The following is an 18,335-nucleotide window of genomic DNA, read 5'->3' as shown; positions in this document are numbered from 1 at the left end:
TTTCGGCGGGCCCCTGGAGGCGGACATGGCGTGGACGTGGCGGTTCGAGAAGGCCGACGGGACGGAAGTCCAGCCGGCCGTGGAACCGGAGGAGTTCACCACACAGGGCGACGCCGAGTCCTGGATCGGCGAAGCCTGGAAGGACCTGCTGGAGGGCGGCGCCGACCAGGTGTTCCTCTTCGACGACGGCACCAAGATCTACGGGCCGATGAGCCTTCAGGCCGACCCGGAGACCCAGCCCGACGAGGCCTGACAGCGCGGGTCCGTGTCCGTCCGCGAGCGCCGGTCGCCCGCGGACGGGCCGGCCGGCCGATCGGATCGGCCGGCTGTCGCCGTCACCCGCGCACACCGCACAGGTGCAGCAGCGCCGCGACCCTCCGGTACGGCTCCGTACGGCCCGCCCGGTCCTCGGCGGCGAGCAGCCGCTCCAGTTCGGCGGGCGGGGGCAGCTCGGAGTCGTTGGATATGTTGTCGGAGAAGACGCGCACCCCGTACCAGGTGTGCAGCGGTGCGGCGATCCCCGCGAGCGTCGCCGTCAGCGCGGACAGCCGGTCCGCGCGGACCGGCAGACCGATCCTGTTCGTGTACGAGGGGGAGTCGAAGGCGTCCAGCGCCCCCGCCCAGTCCCCGGCGATGCCCGGCCGCAGGGCGAGCGCGTCCGCGTTCCGTACGAGCAGCGAGAGCAGCCCGCCGGGTGCCAGCATCCTGGCCAGACCCGCGAGCATCGCGTCCGGCTCCTCGACATACATCAGCACGCCGTGGCAGAGCACCACGTCGAAACTGCCCGGCAGGAAGTGCACACCCGTGTGGAGGCCGTCTCCCTCGACCAGCCTGACCCGCTCACGGATCCCGGCGGGCTCGACCTCCAGCGATTCGCGGGCCGCGGCCATCATCTCGGGATCGGACTCCAGCCCGGTCACCGTGTGCCCGGCGCGAGCCAGACGCAGGGCCTGGGTGCCCTGGCCCATGCCGACGTCCAGGACCCGCAGCCGCTGTCCGACCGGATAGCGCGAGGTCAGCTGTTCGTCGAGCTGCCGGGAGACCAGCTCCTGACGGACGACGTTCCGCAGCCCCGCCAGTCCGGCCAGCCAGTCGGCCGAACCCCCCGCGAAGCCGGATGCCCCAGTGCTCAGGGCCGGTCCCCGCGCTTGACCTGCGGCTTGGGCAGACGCAGTCGGCGCATCTGGAGCGTACGCATCAGGGCGTAGGCGATGGCGCCGCGCTTGGGCTCGTTCGGGAAGCGGATGGCGAGCTGCTTCTTCAGCCGGATCCAGATGCCGATGGAGTCGACGACGATCAGCACGATGATGCCCAGCCAGAGCAGCAGCGCGATGTTCTGGAGCTGACCGACGCGGACCATGCTCAGTACGAGGATGATCACGGCGAGCGGCAGGAAGAACTCGGCCATGCAGAAGCGCGCGTCCACGTAGTCGCGGACGAAGCGCCGCACCGGGCCCTTGTCACGGGCCGGCAGATAGCGCTCGTCGCCGCTGGCCAGCGCCTGACGCTGCTTCGCCAGATCGATACGGCGCGCCTCGCGCTGCTTCTTCATCGCCGACTTGCGGTCGGTCGGCGTCGTCGAGGCACGGCGTCGCTGCGTCTGGGCCTCACTGCGCTTGGGGGTCGGGCGGCCCTTCGGGGCCTGCGGGTCACGGGTCTGCGTGGAGAGGTCCGCCGTCACCTTGCCGGTGGGGGCCTTCTCGTCCTTGGAGCGGCTACGGAACACAAAGCCCAAGGGTACGGGGTTCCCCTGCGGCGCCCCACCCCCGAGGGGAACGATCCGGCAACGGACGACGTCCTTACTGGTACAGAGGGGACTTAGCCCCCTCCGCCCCCGAAGATCACCTACTCCCTGCGCCGGACCGGAGCGGGGGTCAGTCGTCCTTGGGGATGAGCCCATCCGTGCCCGAACAGTGCGGTAATAGAGGCAGGGCCCGTACTGTGGGTTCTGTAGGAGTGCTGGATCCGGAGTCCGTCAGAAGGGGGCGCGCGAAGCCCATGAGCGGTGTGATGAAACGTATGGGAATGATCTTCCGCGCGAAGGCCAACAAGGCCCTGGACAGGGCTGAGGATCCGCGCGAAACCCTCGACTACTCGTACCAGAAGCAGCTTGAGCTGCTTCAGAAGGTACGGCGCGGTGTCGCCGATGTGGCCACGTCGCGCAAGCGCCTGGAACTGCAGCTGAACCAGCTCCAGGGCCAGTCCACCAAGCTGGAGGACCAGGGCCGCAAGGCACTGGCGCTCGGCCGCGAGGATCTGGCGCGTGAGGCGCTGTCCCGTCGCGCCGCGCTCCAGCAGCAGGTCAGCGATCTGGAGACGCAGCACACCACGTTGCAGGGCGAGGAGGAGAAGCTCACTCTCGCGGCCCAGCGTCTCCAGGCCAAGGTCGACGCCTTCCGTACGAAGAAGGAGACCATCAAGGCCACCTACACGGCCGCGCAGGCGCAGACCCGGATCGGGGAGGCCTTCTCGGGCATCTCCGAGGAGATGGGCGACGTCGGCATGGCCATCCAGCGTGCCGAGGACAAGACCGCGCAGCTCCAGGCGCGGGCCGGCGCGATCGACGAGCTGCTCGCGTCCGGCGCCCTGGACGACCACTCGGGGCTGGCGAAGGACGACATCGCCGCCGAGCTGGACCGGATCTCCGGTGGTACGGATGTAGAGCTGGAGCTTCAGCGGATGAAGGCCGAGCTGGCGGGCGGATCGTCGTCGCAGCAGGCCATCGAGGGTGGTGCGGCCGACCGGCAGGACGACGCGCAGTCCTCGGGTACTCCGAACAAATTCGACAAGAGCTAAGGGCGCGTCATGATCGTACGGATCATGGGGGAGGGCCAGGTGAAGCTCGCGGACAGCCACCTGGCCGAACTGGACAAGCTCGACGACGAACTCCTCGCCGAGATCAACGCGGACGACGGGGACGGCTTCCGCCGGACCTTCCACGCGCTTCTCGATAAGGTGCGCGAACTGGGCGACCCGGTGCCCGACGACTCCCTGGAGCCGTCGGGGCTGATTCTGCCCGCACCGGGCGCCACGCTCGAAGAGGTGCGCGCACTGCTCAGCGACGACGGTCTGATCCCCTCTCCCTGACCCTCCGGTCGTCCCGCACCCCGCTCTCCGGCACTCCCGATGCCCCGTGCCCCCGCGCACGGGGCATCGTGCTGTGCCGTCACAACCGGCCACCGGCGTACCGTTGCCGGTTGTGACGTCACTCGGAACCGGCTTCGACCGCATAAGAAGCTGGCTGCGGGCCCACCCGCTCGCGTTCGACGCCGGGCTGGCCGCGGCCGTACTGGTCTGCATGGTGGCGGGCGCGTTCGCCGAACCGCGCCCGCGCCATGACGCGTTGCCCGCCTTCGACCAGGAGGTGCCGGGGCTGCGCAGCGTGCTCCTGATGGTCCTCGGTGCGGGCGCGCTCGTCTTCCGGCGCCGCAACCCCTTCCCGGTCCTCGTCTTCACCGGAGCCGTGAGCGTCGCCGAACTGCTGATGAACGACGCGGTGTCGCCGGTCGCGATGAGCTGTGTCATCGCCCTCTACACCGTCGCCTCGCGCACCGACCGCCCCACCACCTGGCGGGTCGGCCTGGTAACGATGGCCACGCTGACGCTCGCCGCGATGCTCTCCGGACCCACCCCCTGGTACGCGCAGGAGAACCTGGGGATCTTCGCCTGGACCGGGATGGCCGGCGCCGCGGGCGACGCCGTGCGGAGCCGCCGCGCCTTCATCGACGCCATACGCGAGCGTGCCGAGCGCGCGGAACGCACCCGCGAAGAGGAGGCGCGCCGCCGGGTCGCCGAGGAGCGGCTGCGGATCGCCCGCGATTTGCACGACGTCGTCGCGCACCACATCGCGCTGGTCAACGTCCAGGCGGGCGTCGCGTCGCACGTCATGGACAAGCGCCCCGACCAGGCCAAGGAGGCACTGGCGCACGTACGCGAGGCCAGCCGCTCCGCGCTCAACGAACTGCGCGCCACGGTCGGGCTGCTCCGCCAGTCCGGCGACCCGGCGGCCCCCACCGAACCGGCCCCCGGTCTCGCGCTCCTCGACGAACTCGTCGGCACCTTCCGGCACGCGGGCCTGCCCGTCGACGTGGCCCGCGGCGACCCGGACAGCCGGCTGCCCGCCGCCGTCGACCTCGCGGCGTACCGGATCATCCAGGAGGCACTGACCAATGTGCGCAAGCACGCGGGCCCCGGCGCGAAGGCCGAGGTGAGCGTTGTACGGGTGGGCCCGACCGTCGAGGTCACCGTCCTGGACAACGGCACGGGCACCGGCGAGCCCGCCGACGGCAGCGGCCACGGACTCCTCGGGATGCGTGAGCGCGTGACCGCCCTCGGCGGCACCCTCACCGCGGGCCCCCGCTACGGGGGCGGCTTCCGCACGCAGGCGATACTTCCGGTCAAGGTCCGCACGGCGCGTACGGGCCGGACGGGGGAGGACACATGACGATCAGGGTGCTGCTGGCCGACGACCAGACACTGCTGCGCAGCGCGTTCCGGGTACTGGTGGACTCGGAGCCCGACATGGAGGTCGTGGGGGAGGCCGCCGACGGCGCCGAGGCCGTGGCACTGGCCCGCTCCGAGAAGGCCGACGTCGTCCTGATGGACATCCGCATGCCCGGTACGGACGGGCTCGCCGCCACCCGCATGATCAGCGCCGACCCGGAGCTGGACGGCGTCAGGGTCGTCATGCTGACGACCTTCGAGGTCGACGAGTACGTGGTGCAGTCGCTGCGCGCCGGCGCCTCCGGTTTCCTCGGCAAGGGCGCCGAGCCCGAGGAACTCCTCAACGCCATCCGGATCGCCGCCGCCGGCGAGGCCCTGCTGTCGCCCGTCGCGACGAAGGGCCTCATCGCCACCTTCCTGGCGCAGGGCGACAGCGCGGGCGACAGGCCGGACTCGGCCGCGTACTCCCAGCGGCTCGCCGCCCTGACGGTGCGCGAGCGCGAGGTGCTCGTGCTCGTCGCAGGCGGCCACTCCAACGACGAGATCGCGGAGCGGCTGGTGGTCAGTCCGCTCACCGTCAAGACCCATGTCAACCGTGCCATGGCGAAGCTGGGCGCGCGGGACAGGGCCCAATTGGTGGTAATCGCATATGAATCGGGCCTGGTACGTCCAAGGGTGGAGTAGGCACCCACCGCTGCGTACTACAGGCGCGGTATGCGGAGCCTAAGGAAATCGACCTGGGGTCGCCCGATCGGCCGTGTCGGATGGCAGATCGTATAGAAGGGCCCCTGCGCCCTTCTGCACGCGTACACCACAGAAGAGAGACCCCATGTCCTGGCTGTCCAGATTCAGCCTCGCGCAACGGGCCCTGATAGGGCTGATATCGATCATCGCGCTCGTCTTCGGAGCGATCGCGATCCCCCAGCTCAAGCAGCAGCTGCTGCCCTCCATCGAACTTCCGATGGTCTCGGTTCTCGCCCCCTACCAGGGCGCTTCGCCCGACGTGGTCGAGAAGCAGGTCGTCGAGCCGATCGAAGCCTCCATCGAGGCCGTCGACGGCATCACGGGCGTGACCTCCACGGCGAGCGAGGGCAACGCCGTGATCATGGCCAGCTTCGACTTCGGCGGAGATGGCTCGAAGCAGCTCGTCGCCGACATCCAGCAGGCCGTGAACCGTGCCCGTGCCCAGCTCCCCGAGGACGTCGACCCGCAGGTCGTGGCCGGCTCGACGGACGACATCCCGACCGTCGTCCTCGCCGCCTCCTCCGGCGAGGACCAGCAGGCGCTCGCCGACCGGCTGGAGCGCACCGTCGTCCCGGCCCTCGAGGACATCGAGGGCGTCGGCCAGGTCTCCATCGACGGAGTCAGGGACCTCCAGGTCTCCGTCACCCCCGACGAGAAGAAGCTCGCGGCCGCGGGCCTCAACACCATGGCGCTCTCGGAGGCGCTGAAGGCCGGCGGCGCGACCGTCCCGGCGGGATCGTTCTCCGAGGACGGCAAGAGCCGCACCGTGCAGGTCGGCGGCGGCTTCACCGACCTGAAGCAGATCGAGGACCTGCGGGTCGGCGGCCCGCAGGCCGGCGCGCCCGAGCAGGGCGGCGGGCAGGGCAGTGGCCCCGTACGCCTGGGTGACATCGCCACCGTCGAGCAGGAGCCGTCCCAGGCGACGTCCCTGACCCGTACGAACGGTGAGCCCAGCCTCGCCGTGATGGCCACGATGGACAACGACGGCAGCGCCGTCGCCATCTCCGACGCCGTCAAGGACAAGCTGCCGGATCTCCGCAAGGACCTCGGCGAGGGCGCCGAACTGACCGTGGTCAGCGACCAGGGCCCGGCCGTCTCCAAGTCGATCTCCGGCCTGACGACCGAGGGCGCGCTCGGTCTGGTCTTCGCGGTTCTCGTGATCCTGGTCTTCCTGGCCTCGATCCGCTCCACCCTCGTCACCGCGGTCTCCATCCCGCTCTCCGTCGTCCTCGCGCTCATCGTGCTGTGGACCCGCGACCTGTCGCTCAACATGCTCACGCTCGGCGCGCTCACCATCGCGATCGGACGCGTCGTCGACGACTCGATCGTCGTCCTGGAGAACATCAAGCGGCACCTCGGCTACGGCGAGGAGCGCGAGTTCGCGATCACCTCCGCGGTCAAGGAGGTCGCGGGCGCGGTCACCGCCTCCACGCTCACCACGGTCGCGGTGTTCCTGCCGATCGGCCTCGTGGGCGGCATGGTGGGCGAGCTGTTCGGCTCGTTCTCACTGACGATCACGGCGGCCCTGCTGGCGTCGCTGCTCGTCTCGCTCACCGTCGTCCCCGTGCTCTCGTACTGGTTCCTGCGCGCCCCGAAGGCCGTACGCGGGCTGGACGCGGACGAGGCCCGGCGGATCGCGGAGGAGAAGGAGTCCAACAGCCGGATGCAGCGCCTGTACGTCAAGGTGCTGCGCTTCGCGACCCGGCGCCGGATCACCAGCATCGTCCTGGCGTTCGTCGTCCTGCTCGGCACGTTCGCCATGGCGCCGCTGCTCAAGACCAACTTCTTCGACCAGGGCGAGCAGGAAGTCCTCACCGTCAAGCAGGAGTTGGCGCCGGGCACCAGCCTGGAGGCGGCCGACACGGCGGCGAAGAAGGTCGAGAAGACCCTCGCGGGCTTCGACGAGATCAAGGACTACCAGGTCACCGTCGGCTCCTCCGGCTTCATGGCGGCGTTCGGCGGCGGTACGGGTGCCAACCAGGCGTCCTACCAGGTGACCCTGAAGGACTCGGGGACGTACGAGAAGACCAGCGACGCCATCGACAAGGCCCTCGGCGAGCTCGACGGCATCGGTGAGACGACCATCGCGGCCGGCGACGGCTTCGGCAGCCAGGACCTGAGCGTCGTCGTCAAGGCGTCCGACGCCAAGACCCTGGCGAAGGCCGCCGAGCAGGTACGGGACGAGGTCGCCGGTATCGACGACGTCACCGACGTGCAGAGCGACCTGGCGCAGAGCATCCCGCGCATCTCGGTCAAGGCCAACGAGAAGGCCGCCGACGCCGGGTTCAACGACGCCACGCTCGGCATGGCCGTCGGCCAGGCCGTACGCGGCACCCCGTCGGGCAAGGCGATCCTCGGTGACACCGAGCGCGACGTGTACGTCACGTCCGCGAAGCCGGCCACGACGATCGCCGAGCTGAAGGCGCTGCCGCTGGGCGGTGTGAAGCTCGGTCAGATCGCCGAGGTGAAGCTGGCGCCGGGTCCGCTGTCGATGACCCGGATCGACGGCTCCAGGGCCGCGACGATCTCGGCCAGGCCCGTCGGTGACAACACCGGCGCGGTCGGCACCACGCTCCAGACGAAGATCAGCGCGCTCGACCTGCCGGAGGGGGCGACCGCCTCCATCGGCGGCGTGTCCGAGGACCAGGACGAGGCGTTCCTCCAGCTGGCGCTCGCCATGCTGGCGGCCGTCGCGATCGTCTTCATGCTGCTGGTCGGCACGTTCAGGTCGCTGGTCCAGCCGATGATCCTGCTGGTCTCCATCCCGTTCGCGGCGACCGGCGCGATCGGTCTGCTGCTCGTCACCGGTACGCCGCTGGGTGTGCCGGCGATGATCGGCATGCTGATGCTGATCGGCATCGTGGTGACCAACGCGATCGTGCTGATCGACCTGATCAACCAGTACAGGTCGCAGGGGCTCGGTGTGGTCGAGGCGGTCATCGAGGGTGGCAGGCACCGTCTGCGGCCCATCCTGATGACCGCGCTTGCCACGATCTTCGCGCTGCTTCCGATGGCGATGGGGATCACCGGCGAGGGCGGCTTCATCGGACAGCCGCTGGCCGTGGTGGTGATCGGCGGTCTGCTGACGTCGACGCTGCTGACGCTGCTGCTGGTGCCGACGCTGTACTCGATGGTCGAGCTCCGCAAGGAGCGCCGCGCCAAGAAGAAGGCGGCGAAGCGGGCGGCGAAGTCCGACGGCGGGGACGACGGGAAGGGTGGCGGCGAGACGCCGCGCCCCAAGCCGTCGCCGGAGCCGGTCAACGCCTGACCGGGCGGATGAGTGAATGAGTAAGGGGCGCCCGCCAATGGCGCGCGCCCCTTACCGCTGTTTCCTTCACGGCCTTCACGGCCTTCACGGCCTTTACAGCTTGTGCGACCTGTCGGCTACGGCAGCGCCAGCATCCGCTCCAGCGCGAGCTGGGCGAGGTCCGCCGTCTCCTTCTCGACCTGGATCCGGTTGATGTCCTTGCCCTCGGCGAGCGATTCGAGCGTCCACACGAGGTGCGGCAGGTCGATGCGGTTCATCGTCGAGCAGAAGCAGACCGTCCTGTCGAGGAAGACGATCTCCTTGTCGTCGGCGGCGAATCGGTTCGCCAGGCGCTGCACCAGATTCAGCTCGGTGCCGATCGCCCACTTCGAACCTGACGGCGCCTCCTGAAGCATCTTGATGATGTACTCCGTCGAGCCCACGTAGTCGGCGGCGGAGACGACCTCGTGCTTGCACTCCGGGTGCACCAGCACGTTCACCCCGGGGACCCGCTCGCGGACCTCGTTGACGGAGTCCAGCGAGAAACGGCCGTGCACGGAGCAGTGCCCGCGCCACAGGATCATCTTCGCGTTCCGCAGCTCCTCGGCCGTCAGGCCGCCGTTCGGCTTGTGCGGGTTGTAGAGGACGCAGTCCTCCAGCGACAGCCCCAGGTCCCGTACGGCCGTGTTGCGCCCCAGGTGCTGGTCGGGGAGGAAGAGGACCTTGTCGCCCTGCTCGAAGGCCCAGTTGAGTGCGCGCTCGGCGTTGGACGAGGTGCAGATGGTGCCGCCGTGCTTGCCGGTGAACGCCTTGATGTCGGCGGAGGAGTTCATGTACGAGACGGGGACGACCCGCTCGGCTATGCCGGCCTCGGTCAGCACGTCCCAGCACTCGGCGACCTGCTCGGCCGTCGCCATGTCCGCCATCGAACAGCCCGCGGCCAGGTCGGGCAGGACGACCTTCTGCTCGTCGGCCGTCAGGATGTCCGCCGACTCGGCCATGAAGTGCACGCCGCAGAAGACGATGTACTCGGCCTCGGGGCGCGCGGCGGCGTCCTTGGCGAGCTTGAACGAGTCCCCGGTCACGTCGGCGAACTGGATGACCTCGTCGCGCTGGTAGTGGTGGCCGAGGATGAAGACCTTCTCCCCGAGCTTCTCCTTCGCCGCGCGGGCGCGTTCGACCAGATCCGGGTCGGACGGCGACGGCAGGTCACCGGGGCACTCCACGCCGCGCTCGCTCCGGGTGTCGGCCTCGCGGCCGAGCAGGAGCAGTGCGAGGGGCGTGGGCTGTACAGCGAGATCCTGACGGGCTTGGGCCGTGGTCACGTCACGCACCCTTTCTTCTCTGCGGAGGAGCCTTTTCGTCTAATTGACGTTATCTATCATAACCGCTTCACGTCACTTTGACGATGTCGATAGCGTCGATGTGACGCATTCCCGGGAACGGCGGTCGGTGCCGCTCCGGAGCCGGGTGTGCGAGCATGAAGAGAAGAGCGACAGACGAGGCGAGCGGCGCGCCCGGAATGATTCCGCGGCCGTGACGGTTGTAGCTGTCGGCAATGAGTCCGTTCTTCCCCTGCTTCGGCGGGGAGGCCCCACCCCGGGAGAGAAGCAGATGTCCGTATCGGACGAGACCACCACCGTGAGCGACGGCATCCTCCTGTCCGACGCCGCCGCGGGCAAGGTCAAGGCCCTGCTCGACCAGGAAGGCAGGGACGACCTCGCGCTGCGCGTCGCGGTCCAGCCCGGCGGCTGTTCCGGTCTCCGTTACCAGCTGTTCTTCGACGAGCGTTCGCTGGACGGCGACGTCGTGAAGGACTTCGACGGCGTCAAGGTCGTCACCGACCGGATGAGTGCCCCGTATCTGGGTGGCGCCTCCATCGACTTCGTCGACACGATCGAGAAGCAGGGCTTCACGATCGACAACCCCAACGCCTCCGGTTCCTGCGCCTGCGGCGACTCGTTCAACTGATCGCCGTTCCGCGACCCGAGTCGTACGCCCCGTAACGGGACAGCGAAAGGCGGCGGCCCCCCACCAGGGGCCGCCGCCTTTCGCGTGCGTGATTCCCGCGCCGCTACTTCTCGGCGTGCGCGGCTACTTCCGCAGCGGCACCGCGTCTCCCGTGACCGCGTCCACGACCTTCCGCTCCCCGAGCGGCCGGTCCAGCGTCACCTTCTCGGTGAAGGCCTTGGCCATCGCGATGCAGACACCACCCGGCGGGGCGGAGTCGACCACCTCGACCTTCACCGTTGACCCGCTCTCGTCCGCCCGCACCGAGTACTCGCCGCACACGCCGCCCGTGAAGCGCACGCTCAGCGTGCTCCCGTCGGCGCTGTACGTCTCGACAGGCGACCCCTGCTCGTCGCTGTCCGGGCGGTCCGCTCCGTCGCCCGCGCCGTTGCCCGTGCCCGCGTCCGTGCCGTCGTCGCTCCCGCCGCCCCGCGTCAGATACTCGGGAAGCACCGCCGTCCGGGTGACGAACGACGCCGGTCCGGCTCCGGTGCCCGCGACCTCGAACCACCACGACGGTACGAGGGCGGCCCGCCCCTCCACCTGACGCGACGCCAGTCCGAAAACCGCCTTGCCCACGGCCACCCGAGTGGGCTCCGCGCCCTTGCCACCCGGCTCGCACGGAGCTGCGGGCTCCCGGCCGTCCTTGTGGGGCACCGCGGACGCGCAGCCGCCGATCCCGCTCGTGCCCCGGTCGCCCGACGCCCCGTTCAGCAGCTCCAGCGCCTCGGCGGCGCCCACCACCGGATACTCGGAGCCCTTCGCCGGCTCCTTCAACTTCCCGCTGCCGGCGACCACTTGGCCGTCCGCGCCGATCTGGATGCCGGTCGACCAGCCGTACGTCGGCAGCCCGCCGACCACCGGGGCGGCGTTCACCACCCGTACGGCGCCCATCAGCCGGCCCGCGTCGAGCGCGGCGTCCTCCTGGCCCAGCGCCTTCAGTACGGGCGCGGCGGCCTTCTTCGCGGCCTGCTCGCTCACCGGGCCCGCCCCGTCGCCGGGTACGACGGGGTTGCTCCCACCGCCGCCGCTCGGGCACTCCTTGCCCTTGAGGCAGTTGTCACCGCCGGGCGCCGGCCCGAAGCGGCCGAACGTCCAATTGCCGGGCGCCTGCTCGTCGACACTGAGCAGCGGCCCCGAACCGTCCTTGTGGCCCCCGACCTTCCAGGCCGTACCGGAGAGTTCCGGAGCGCCGGGCACCCCCAGGGCCTCGGCCAGACGCGCCACGTCGGCCGCGGCGACGGTTCCCTCGGGGCGATGCACGGCGGCCGAATCCGGACCCTCGGGCAGCTTGCCCGAGGCGCGGTACTCGACTCCGTACGGGCTCGGCTCACCGGGCGCGATGCCGAGACCGGGATCCGTCCCCGCCGCACCGTCCGCCTCCGCGCCGAGCGTCAGCGGCGGCGGATCGAGGTCCCCCGCGCCGCGCGCTGCGGCCTTTCCGTCACCGGCGCCGTCCGACGAGGCGGTGGCGAAGTAGGCGCCGCCGCCCCCGGCGAGCAGGACGGCCGCCGCCACCGACACGACGGCGAAGGGGGAACGCCGCCGCCCGGCCCGTTCGCCGTCGCTGTCCTTAGGTCGTTCCGTACTCGTCACCGTCTGCTCCTTCGACCGGATCGCCCCGCCGGGCCGGGACACCGGTGGGACGGCCGACGCGAGCGCTCGGTTCCCCCGAGGACGACTAGTCCCCGTATTCCGACATGCCGTCGATCAGCCGGGCCGAGGCCGGCGGGACCGTGACGCCATGGATCAGCGACGGAGGGACGGGGGCCGGAGCGGCGGTGGCGGGCCTCACCCAGTGCGGCGCCATCCGCGCGCAGTCTCCGCGCAGTTCGGCCAGGCTGGTGTCGGACTCATGTACGGCGCGCTCGCGGGAGACGGTGTGGTTCCTCATGTACGCACCGTAAGCACGGACCGGTTGAGAGAAAAGCCCTACTATCGGGTAGTTCTGCTCCATCGATGCGCGAGTGCCGACCAGATAGCGTGAGCTGTCCATTGTTCTCCTCCACAGGAGCAGTCACGCCGTGAGAATCGCAGTCACCGGCTCCATCGCCACTGACCACCTCATGACCTTCCCCGGTCGCTTCGCCGACCAGTTGGTCGGGGACCAGCTGCACACGGTCTCGCTTTCCTTCCTCGTAGATAACCTCGACGTACGCAGAGGCGGTGTCGGCGCCAACATCTGCTTCGGAATGGGCCAGCTCGGCACCGCGCCGATCCTCGTGGGCGCCGTCGGCCCCGACTTCGACGAGTACCGCGCCTGGCTCGACCGGCACGGTGTCGACACCGCGTCCGTCCGGGTCTCCGAGGTCCTGCACACCGCACGCTTCGTCTGTACGACGGACGCCGACCACAACCAGATCGGCTCCTTCTACACCGGTGCCATGAGCGAGGCCCGGCAGATCGAGCTGAAGTCGGTGGCCGACCGGGTCGGCGGCCTCGACCTGGTCCTCATCGGCGCCGACGACCCCGAGGCGATGCTCCGTCACACCGAGGAGTGCCGCACCAGGTCCATCCCGTTCGCCGCCGACTTCTCCCAGCAGATCGCGCGGATGGAGGGCGATGAGATCAGGCTGCTGCTCGACGGCGCCACGTATCTGTTCTCCAACGAGTACGAGAAGGGGCTCATCGAGTCCAAGACCGGCTGGACCGACGCGGAGATCCTCTCCCGGGTCGGCCACCGGGTCACCACGCTCGGCTCCCGCGGCGTCCGGATCGAGCGCGTCGGCGACGACCCGATCGAGGTCGGCTGCGCGGAGGAGACGGCCAAGGTCGACCCGACCGGTGTCGGTGACGCCTTCCGTGCCGGCTTCCTGTCCGGACTGTCGTGGGGCGTCGGCCTGGAGCGGGCCGCGCAGATCGGCTGCATGGTCGCGACCCTGGTGATCGAGACGCTCGGCACCCAGGAGTACACGCTGCGCCGGAACAACTTCATGGATCGCTTCACCAAGGCGTACGGCGACGAAGCGGCCACCGAGGTCCGCGGCCACCTGAGGTAAGGAGCCGTCGTCGGGACGCGCCGCCCACCGGAAGTCCGGTGGGCGGCGCGCTCCCGTACGCGTACGGGAGCGCGCTCAGGCGAGGCGGCGCACCAGGAACGCGGTGCCGCTCCGGCCGCCGTACTCGTGTCCGCGCATCTCGCACCAGGCCGGGATGTCCAGGCGGGCGGCCTCGTCGTCGGACAGGACGGTCACCGTGCCCCCCACCGGTACGTCCCCGATCACCTTGGCCAGCTCGATCACCGGGATCGGGCACAGCTTGCCGAGCGCGTCCACGACCACCGAGGCCGCCGCGTCCGGCGCCGTGCCGCCGCCACCCTCCCGCGCCGCCGCCGGAACGCCCAGCCGCTCCCGTACGCCCGCGACCACCCCCGGCAGCACCTCCAGGAACCGCTCCACCTCCGCCTCTTGCGTACCGGAGGGCAGCGAGACCCTGACATTGCCCTCCGAGAGCACCCCCATCGCCCGCAGCACATGGCTGGGGGTCAGCGTGCTGCTCGTGCAGGACGAACCCGACGACACCGAGAACTCCGCCCGGTCCAGCTCGTGCAGCAGAGTCTCCCCGTCGACATAGAGACAGGAGAAGGTGACGAGATGCGGGAGCCTGTGCACCGGATCGCCCACCACCTCGACGTCGGGCACCAACTCGGGCACCCGCGCCCGGATCCGGTCCACCAGCACCCGCAGCCGGGCCGCCTCCCGCTCGGCCTCCGACCGCACCGCCCGCAGTGACGCGGCGGCGGCGACGATCGCCGGCAGATTCTCGAAACCGGGTACGCGTCCCGACTCCCTTTCGTCCACCGGGCCTTGAGGAGCGAACCGCACCCCCTTGCGCACGGCGAGCAGCCCCACCCCGGCCGGCCCGCCCCATTTGTGCGCGCTGGCGGTCAGCAGCGACCACCCCCCGTCCACCGGACCCCACCCCAGCGACTGCGCGGCGTCCACCAGCAGCGGCACCCCGGCCGCCCGGCACGCCTCGGCGACCGCCTCGACCGGCTGCACGGTGCCGACCTCGTGGTTGGCCGACTGGAGGCAGGCGAGCGCCGTGTCGGGGCGCAGGGCCGCCGCGTACGCCTTCGGGGACACCGCCCCCGTACGGCCCACCGGGACCTCCGTCACGGCCGGGCCGTCCCCGTCCGCCCCGCCCGGCCGCGTGTGCGCCCCGTGCAGCACGGAGGAGTGCTCGACCGCCGAGACCACCACATGGGCGCCGACACGCCGACGGCCCGCGAGCGATCCCGCCATCGCGGAGTGCACCGCGTACGTCCCCGAAGGGGTGAAGACCAGTTCGTCGGGGCGGCAGCCCACGGCCTCGGCGGCGGCCTCGCGCGCGGCGTCCAGCAGCAGCCTGGCCCGCCGCCCCTCCCGGTACAGCCTGGCCGGATCGGCCCAGCCCTCGTCCAGGGCGGCTCGCAGCGCCTCGTGTGCGACAGGGTGCAGCGGTGCGGAGGACGCGGAGTCGAAGTAGGCCACGTCACCACGCTAAGCCTTGCCCGGACCACCCGGACGGCACCCCCGACCGCCCGGGGCGGCGACAGCGTCCGGAAGGGCCGTCAGAAGTGCCCCGGAGCCGACCATTCCACCCCTTCGAGGTGCCGGGCGGCGCGTTGGGCACCCTCCATGCGCGACCCCAAATTGCGTCCAGTAGGGTTTGGTCCGCATAAACATCCAAACCCCTGCCCGCGTCGGGCCGGCGACCGACCGTGACGGCCGCAGCCGGCTGTGCGGGCGAGACTCTCGGGAAGGCGCTACGTGAGTCCCAACGGCTCCGACCGCTCGTCGCGGCGCCCGATGCGGCGGAAGCTGCCGCAGGTGCTGACTGCGGGCCTGATCCTCGCGACCGCCTCCGGTTGCACGTACAAGGATTTCCCCCGCCTCGGAATGCCCACTCCGGTGACCGAGGAGGCCCCCAGAATCCTCTCCCTCTGGCAGGGCTCGTGGGCGGCAGCGCTCATCACGGGCATCCTGGTGTGGGGGCTGATCGTGTGGAGCGTCATCTTCCACCGGCGCAGCCGCACCAAGGTGGAGGTACCTCCGCAGACCCGTTACAACATGCCCATCGAGGCCCTGTACACGGTCGTTCCGCTCATCATCGTCTCGGTGCTCTTCTACTTCACCGCGCGTGACGAGTCGAAGCTTCTGTCTCTCGCCGACAAGCCCACCCACACCGTGAACGTGGTCGGCTATCAGTGGAGCTGGGGCTTCAACTACGTGGAGGACGTGGACGGCGACGCCGCCACGGGTGCCGAGGTTCCCAAGGAACTCGGTGACATTCCGCAGAAGTACCAGGACGACTTCCCGGCCGGTGCCGAAGGCGTCTACGACGCCGGAATCCCGGGCACGCGGAATCCCCAGAACGGCAACCCGGGTCCGACCCTGTGGCTGCCGAAGGGGGAGAAGGTCCGCTTCGTCCTGACGTCCCGTGACGTCATCCACTCCTTCTGGGTCGTGCCGTTCCTGATGAAGCAGGACGTCATTCCGGGGCACACCAACGCCTTCGAGGTGACTCCCAACCAGGAGGGCACCTTCATGGGCAAGTGCGCCGAGCTCTGCGGCGTGGACCACTCCCGGATGCTCTTCAACGTCAAGGTCGTCTCCCCGGAGCGCTACCAGCAGCACCTGAAGGAGCTGGCCGAGAAGGGGCAGACCGGCTACATCCCGTCGGGCATCGGACTGACGGACCCGGCCAGGAATGCGGAGAAGAAACAACTGTGAGCATCCTCAACGAACCCAAGGGTGCCGCCGCAGCAGCTGACGACTCGTACGAGAACGAGCTGCCGGTACGGCGCAAGCAGCCCGGCGCTGTCGTCGTCAAGTGGCTGACCACCACCGATCACAAGACGATCGGCACGCTCTATCTGGTCACGTCGTTCGTCTTCTTCTGCATCGGTGGTGTGCTCGCGCTGTTCATGCGCGCCGAGCTGGCCCGTCCCGGCACGCAGATCATGTCGAACGAGCAGTTCAACCAGGCGTTCACGATGCACGGCACGATCATGCTGCTGATGTTCGCGACGCCGCTGTTCGCCGGTTTCGCGAACTGGATCATGCCGCTCCAGATCGGCGCGCCCGACGTGGCGTTCCCGCGGCTGAACATGTTCGCCTACTGGCTCTACCTGTTCGGCTCGATCATCGCGGTGGCCGGTTTCATCACCCCGCAGGGCGCGGCCGACTTCGGCTGGTTCGCGTACTCCCCGCTGTCGGACGCGGTCCGTTCACCGGGCATCGGCGCCGACCTGTGGATCATGGGCCTGGCCTTCTCCGGCTTCGGCACGATCCTCGGTTCGGTCAACTTCATCACCACGATCATCTGCATGCGCGCGCCCGGCATGACGATGTTCCGGATGCCGATCTTCTGCTGGAACGTGCTGCTGACCGGTGTGCTGGTCCTGCTCGCCTTCCCGGTGCTGGCCGCCGCGCTCTTCGCGCTGGAGGCCGACCGGAAGTTCGGGGCGCACATCTTCGACGCCGCCAACGGCGGCGCGTTGCTCTGGCAGCACCTGTTCTGGTTCTTCGGGCATCCAGAGGTGTACATCATCGCCCTGCCGTTCTTCGGGATCGTGTCCGAGATCATTCCGGTGTTCAGCCGGAAGCCGATGTTCGGTTACATCGGTCTGGTCGCGGCGACGATCGCCATCGCCGGCCTCTCGGTGACGGTGTGGGCGCACCACATGTATGTGACGGGCGGCGTACTACTACCGTTCTTCTCGTTCATGACGTTCCTGATCGCCGTGCCAACGGGTGTGAAGTTCTTCAACTGGATCGGCACGATGTGGAAAGGCTCGCTGTCCTTCGAGACACCGATGCTCTGGACCATCGGCTTCCTGGTCACCTTCACCTTCGGTGGCCTGACGGGCGTCATCCTGGCCTCGCCGCCGATGGACTTCCACGTCTCCGACTCGTACTTCGTCGTCGCGCACTTCCACTACGTCGTCTTCGGCACGGTGGTGTTCGCGATGTTCGCCGGCTTCCACTTCTGGTGGCCGAAGATGACGGGCAAGATGCTCGACGAACGGCTCGGGAAGATCACCTTCTGGACGCTGTTCATCGGATTCCACGGCACGTTCCTGGTGCAGCACTGGCTGGGCGCGGAAGGCATGCCACGCCGTTACGCGGACTATCTGGACGCCGACGGTTTCACCGCGCTGAACACCATCTCCACGATCAGCTCGTTCCTGCTCGGCCTGTCGGTCCTGCCGTTCTTCTACAACGTCTGGAAGACCGCCAAGTACGGGAAGAAGGTCGAGGTGGACGACCCCTGGGGCTACGGCCGTTCACTCGAATGGGCGACTTCCTGCCCGCCGCCGCGGCACAACTTCGTCACGCTGCCGCGCATCCGCTCCGAATCCCCGGCGTTCGACCTGCACCACCCGGAGATCGCGGCGCTCGAACACCTTGAGAACGACGGACAGAAGGACGCCGCTCTGCTCGGTGGCAAGGAGGTCGGCAAGTGAAGGTCCAAGGCTGGATGTTCCTCTGGCTGAGCCTCTTCATCCTCGTGGTCGCCGCTGTCTACGGCGTCTGGTCGAAGGAGCCGGTCGGTACCACCGCACTCTTCCTGGCCTTCGGCCTGAGCCTCATGATCGGCTTCTACCTGGCCTTCACGGCCCGGCGGGTCGACGCGATGGCGCAGGACAACAAGGAGGCCGATGTCGCGGACGAGGCCGGCGAGGTCGGGTTCTTCTCCCCGCACAGCTGGCAGCCGCTCTCGCTGGCCATCGGCGGAGCGCTCGCGTTCCTCTCCGTCGCCATCGGCTGGTGGCTGCTGTTCTTCTCCTTCCCGATCCTCCTGATCGGCCTGTGGGGCTGGGTCTTCGAGTACTACACGGGTGAGAACCAGAACCAGTAGGCACAACGGCGGCGACACGCCGTTACGAGAGACAAGGGCCCGGATT

At 69.4% G+C, this 18,335-nt stretch carries 17 protein-coding genes; 11 read left to right on the top strand and 6 right to left on the bottom strand.

Annotation, left to right across the window (positions count from 1 at the left end; all coding sequences use genetic code 11):
• Window positions 1-25 precede the first annotated feature (25 nt).
• A complete protein-coding gene (locus ACFWHU_RS06605; protein WP_078077720.1) occupies window positions 26-253 on the top strand; it encodes a hypothetical protein in 228 nt (75 codons plus the stop codon).
• A gap of 82 nt (window positions 254-335) precedes the next feature.
• On the opposite strand, the gene ACFWHU_RS06600 is transcribed toward ACFWHU_RS06605, so the two are convergent.
• Window positions 336-1,079 (bottom strand): class I SAM-dependent methyltransferase, encoded by a 744-nt coding sequence (locus tag ACFWHU_RS06600; protein WP_385803157.1) that lies wholly within the window; start codon window positions 1,077-1,079, stop codon window positions 336-338.
• A 50-nt stretch (window positions 1,080-1,129) separates the two neighbouring features.
• Complete coding sequence (locus ACFWHU_RS06595; RefSeq protein WP_385803120.1) at window positions 1,130-1,726, bottom strand: DUF3043 domain-containing protein; 597 nt, start codon at window positions 1,724-1,726, stop codon at window positions 1,130-1,132.
• A gap of 272 nt (window positions 1,727-1,998) precedes the next feature.
• On the opposite strand from ACFWHU_RS06595, the gene ACFWHU_RS06590 reads away from it, so the two are divergent.
• From ACFWHU_RS06590 to ACFWHU_RS06570, 5 genes are all read left to right on the top strand, one after another.
• Window positions 1,999-2,796: a PspA/IM30 family protein gene (locus ACFWHU_RS06590; protein WP_078077723.1), complete on the top strand. Its 798-nt coding sequence runs from the start codon at window positions 1,999-2,001 to the stop codon at window positions 2,794-2,796.
• 9 nt (window positions 2,797-2,805) lie between these two features.
• Entirely contained in the window at window positions 2,806-3,087 is a 282-nt protein-coding gene (locus tag ACFWHU_RS06585; protein ID WP_385803122.1) for a hypothetical protein, read from the top strand.
• 112 nt (window positions 3,088-3,199) lie between these two features.
• Window positions 3,200-4,444: a sensor histidine kinase gene (locus tag ACFWHU_RS06580; protein WP_385803124.1), complete on the top strand. Its 1,245-nt coding sequence runs from the start codon at window positions 3,200-3,202 to the stop codon at window positions 4,442-4,444.
• Window positions 4,441-5,127: a response regulator gene (locus ACFWHU_RS06575; RefSeq protein ID WP_383838504.1), complete on the top strand. Its 687-nt coding sequence runs from the start codon at window positions 4,441-4,443 to the stop codon at window positions 5,125-5,127. The genes ACFWHU_RS06580 and ACFWHU_RS06575 overlap by 4 nt, the downstream gene beginning before the upstream one ends.
• A 145-nt stretch (window positions 5,128-5,272) precedes the next feature.
• A complete protein-coding gene (locus tag ACFWHU_RS06570; protein ID WP_387224164.1) occupies window positions 5,273-8,455 on the top strand; it encodes an efflux RND transporter permease subunit in 3,183 nt (1,060 codons plus the stop codon).
• Window positions 8,456-8,571: 116 nt separating this feature from the next.
• On the opposite strand, the gene nadA is transcribed toward ACFWHU_RS06570, so the two are convergent.
• Window positions 8,572-9,768 carry a quinolinate synthase NadA gene (nadA, locus tag ACFWHU_RS06565; RefSeq protein ID WP_385803128.1) on the bottom strand — a complete coding sequence of 399 codons (1,197 nt, stop codon included), beginning with the start codon at window positions 9,766-9,768 and terminating at the stop codon, window positions 8,572-8,574.
• A 280-nt stretch (window positions 9,769-10,048) separates the two neighbouring features.
• Here nadA and ACFWHU_RS06560 point away from each other — a divergent pair, with 280 nt between their 5' ends.
• Window positions 10,049-10,405, top strand: coding sequence for an iron-sulfur cluster assembly accessory protein (locus tag ACFWHU_RS06560; RefSeq protein ID WP_078077727.1), 357 nt, complete (start codon window positions 10,049-10,051; stop codon window positions 10,403-10,405).
• A gap of 123 nt (window positions 10,406-10,528) precedes the next feature.
• Here ACFWHU_RS06560 and ACFWHU_RS06555 read toward each other — a convergent pair whose 3' ends face one another.
• Both ACFWHU_RS06555 and ACFWHU_RS06550 read right to left on the bottom strand, forming a co-directional pair.
• Window positions 10,529-12,040, bottom strand: a complete 1,512-nt coding sequence (locus ACFWHU_RS06555) for a hypothetical protein (protein WP_387224163.1) — start codon at window positions 12,038-12,040, stop codon at window positions 10,529-10,531.
• A gap of 85 nt (window positions 12,041-12,125) precedes the next feature.
• Window positions 12,126-12,338 (bottom strand): hypothetical protein, encoded by a 213-nt coding sequence (locus ACFWHU_RS06550; protein WP_385803132.1) that lies wholly within the window; start codon window positions 12,336-12,338, stop codon window positions 12,126-12,128.
• Window positions 12,339-12,468: 130 nt separating this feature from the next.
• On the opposite strand from ACFWHU_RS06550, the gene ACFWHU_RS06545 reads away from it, so the two are divergent.
• Window positions 12,469-13,443, top strand: a complete 975-nt coding sequence (locus tag ACFWHU_RS06545) for a carbohydrate kinase family protein (protein WP_385803133.1) — start codon at window positions 12,469-12,471, stop codon at window positions 13,441-13,443.
• A 75-nt stretch (window positions 13,444-13,518) separates the two neighbouring features.
• Here ACFWHU_RS06545 and ACFWHU_RS06540 read toward each other — a convergent pair whose 3' ends face one another.
• Entirely contained in the window at window positions 13,519-14,916 is a 1,398-nt protein-coding gene (locus ACFWHU_RS06540) for a cysteine desulfurase/sulfurtransferase TusA family protein (protein WP_387224162.1), read from the bottom strand.
• A gap of 279 nt (window positions 14,917-15,195) precedes the next feature.
• Here ACFWHU_RS06540 and coxB point away from each other — a divergent pair, with 279 nt between their 5' ends.
• Genes coxB through ACFWHU_RS06525 form a run of 3 tightly spaced genes read left to right on the top strand, consistent with a single transcriptional unit; the run spans window position 15,196 to window position 18,289 of the window.
• Window positions 15,196-16,158 (top strand): cytochrome c oxidase subunit II, encoded by a 963-nt coding sequence (gene coxB, locus ACFWHU_RS06535; RefSeq protein WP_385803137.1) that lies wholly within the window; start codon window positions 15,196-15,198, stop codon window positions 16,156-16,158.
• The gene (gene ctaD / locus ACFWHU_RS06530) at window positions 16,155-17,894 is read left to right on the top strand and encodes a cytochrome c oxidase subunit I (RefSeq protein WP_385803138.1); all 1,740 of its coding nucleotides are present in this window, start codon (window positions 16,155-16,157) and stop codon (window positions 17,892-17,894) included. Before coxB ends, ctaD begins: the two co-directional genes overlap by 4 nt.
• Window positions 17,891-18,289: a cytochrome c oxidase subunit 4 gene (locus ACFWHU_RS06525; protein WP_385803140.1), complete on the top strand. Its 399-nt coding sequence runs from the start codon at window positions 17,891-17,893 to the stop codon at window positions 18,287-18,289. Before ctaD ends, ACFWHU_RS06525 begins: the two co-directional genes overlap by 4 nt.
• Window positions 18,290-18,335: the final 46 nt, after the last annotated feature.

This window comes from Streptomyces sp. NPDC060366 (assembly GCF_042725135.1).
GTDB lineage: Bacteria > Actinomycetota > Actinomycetes > Streptomycetales > Streptomycetaceae > Streptomyces.
The sequence above is the reverse complement of the archived record's forward strand: the minus strand, read 5'-3'. Positions and strand labels throughout refer to the sequence as shown.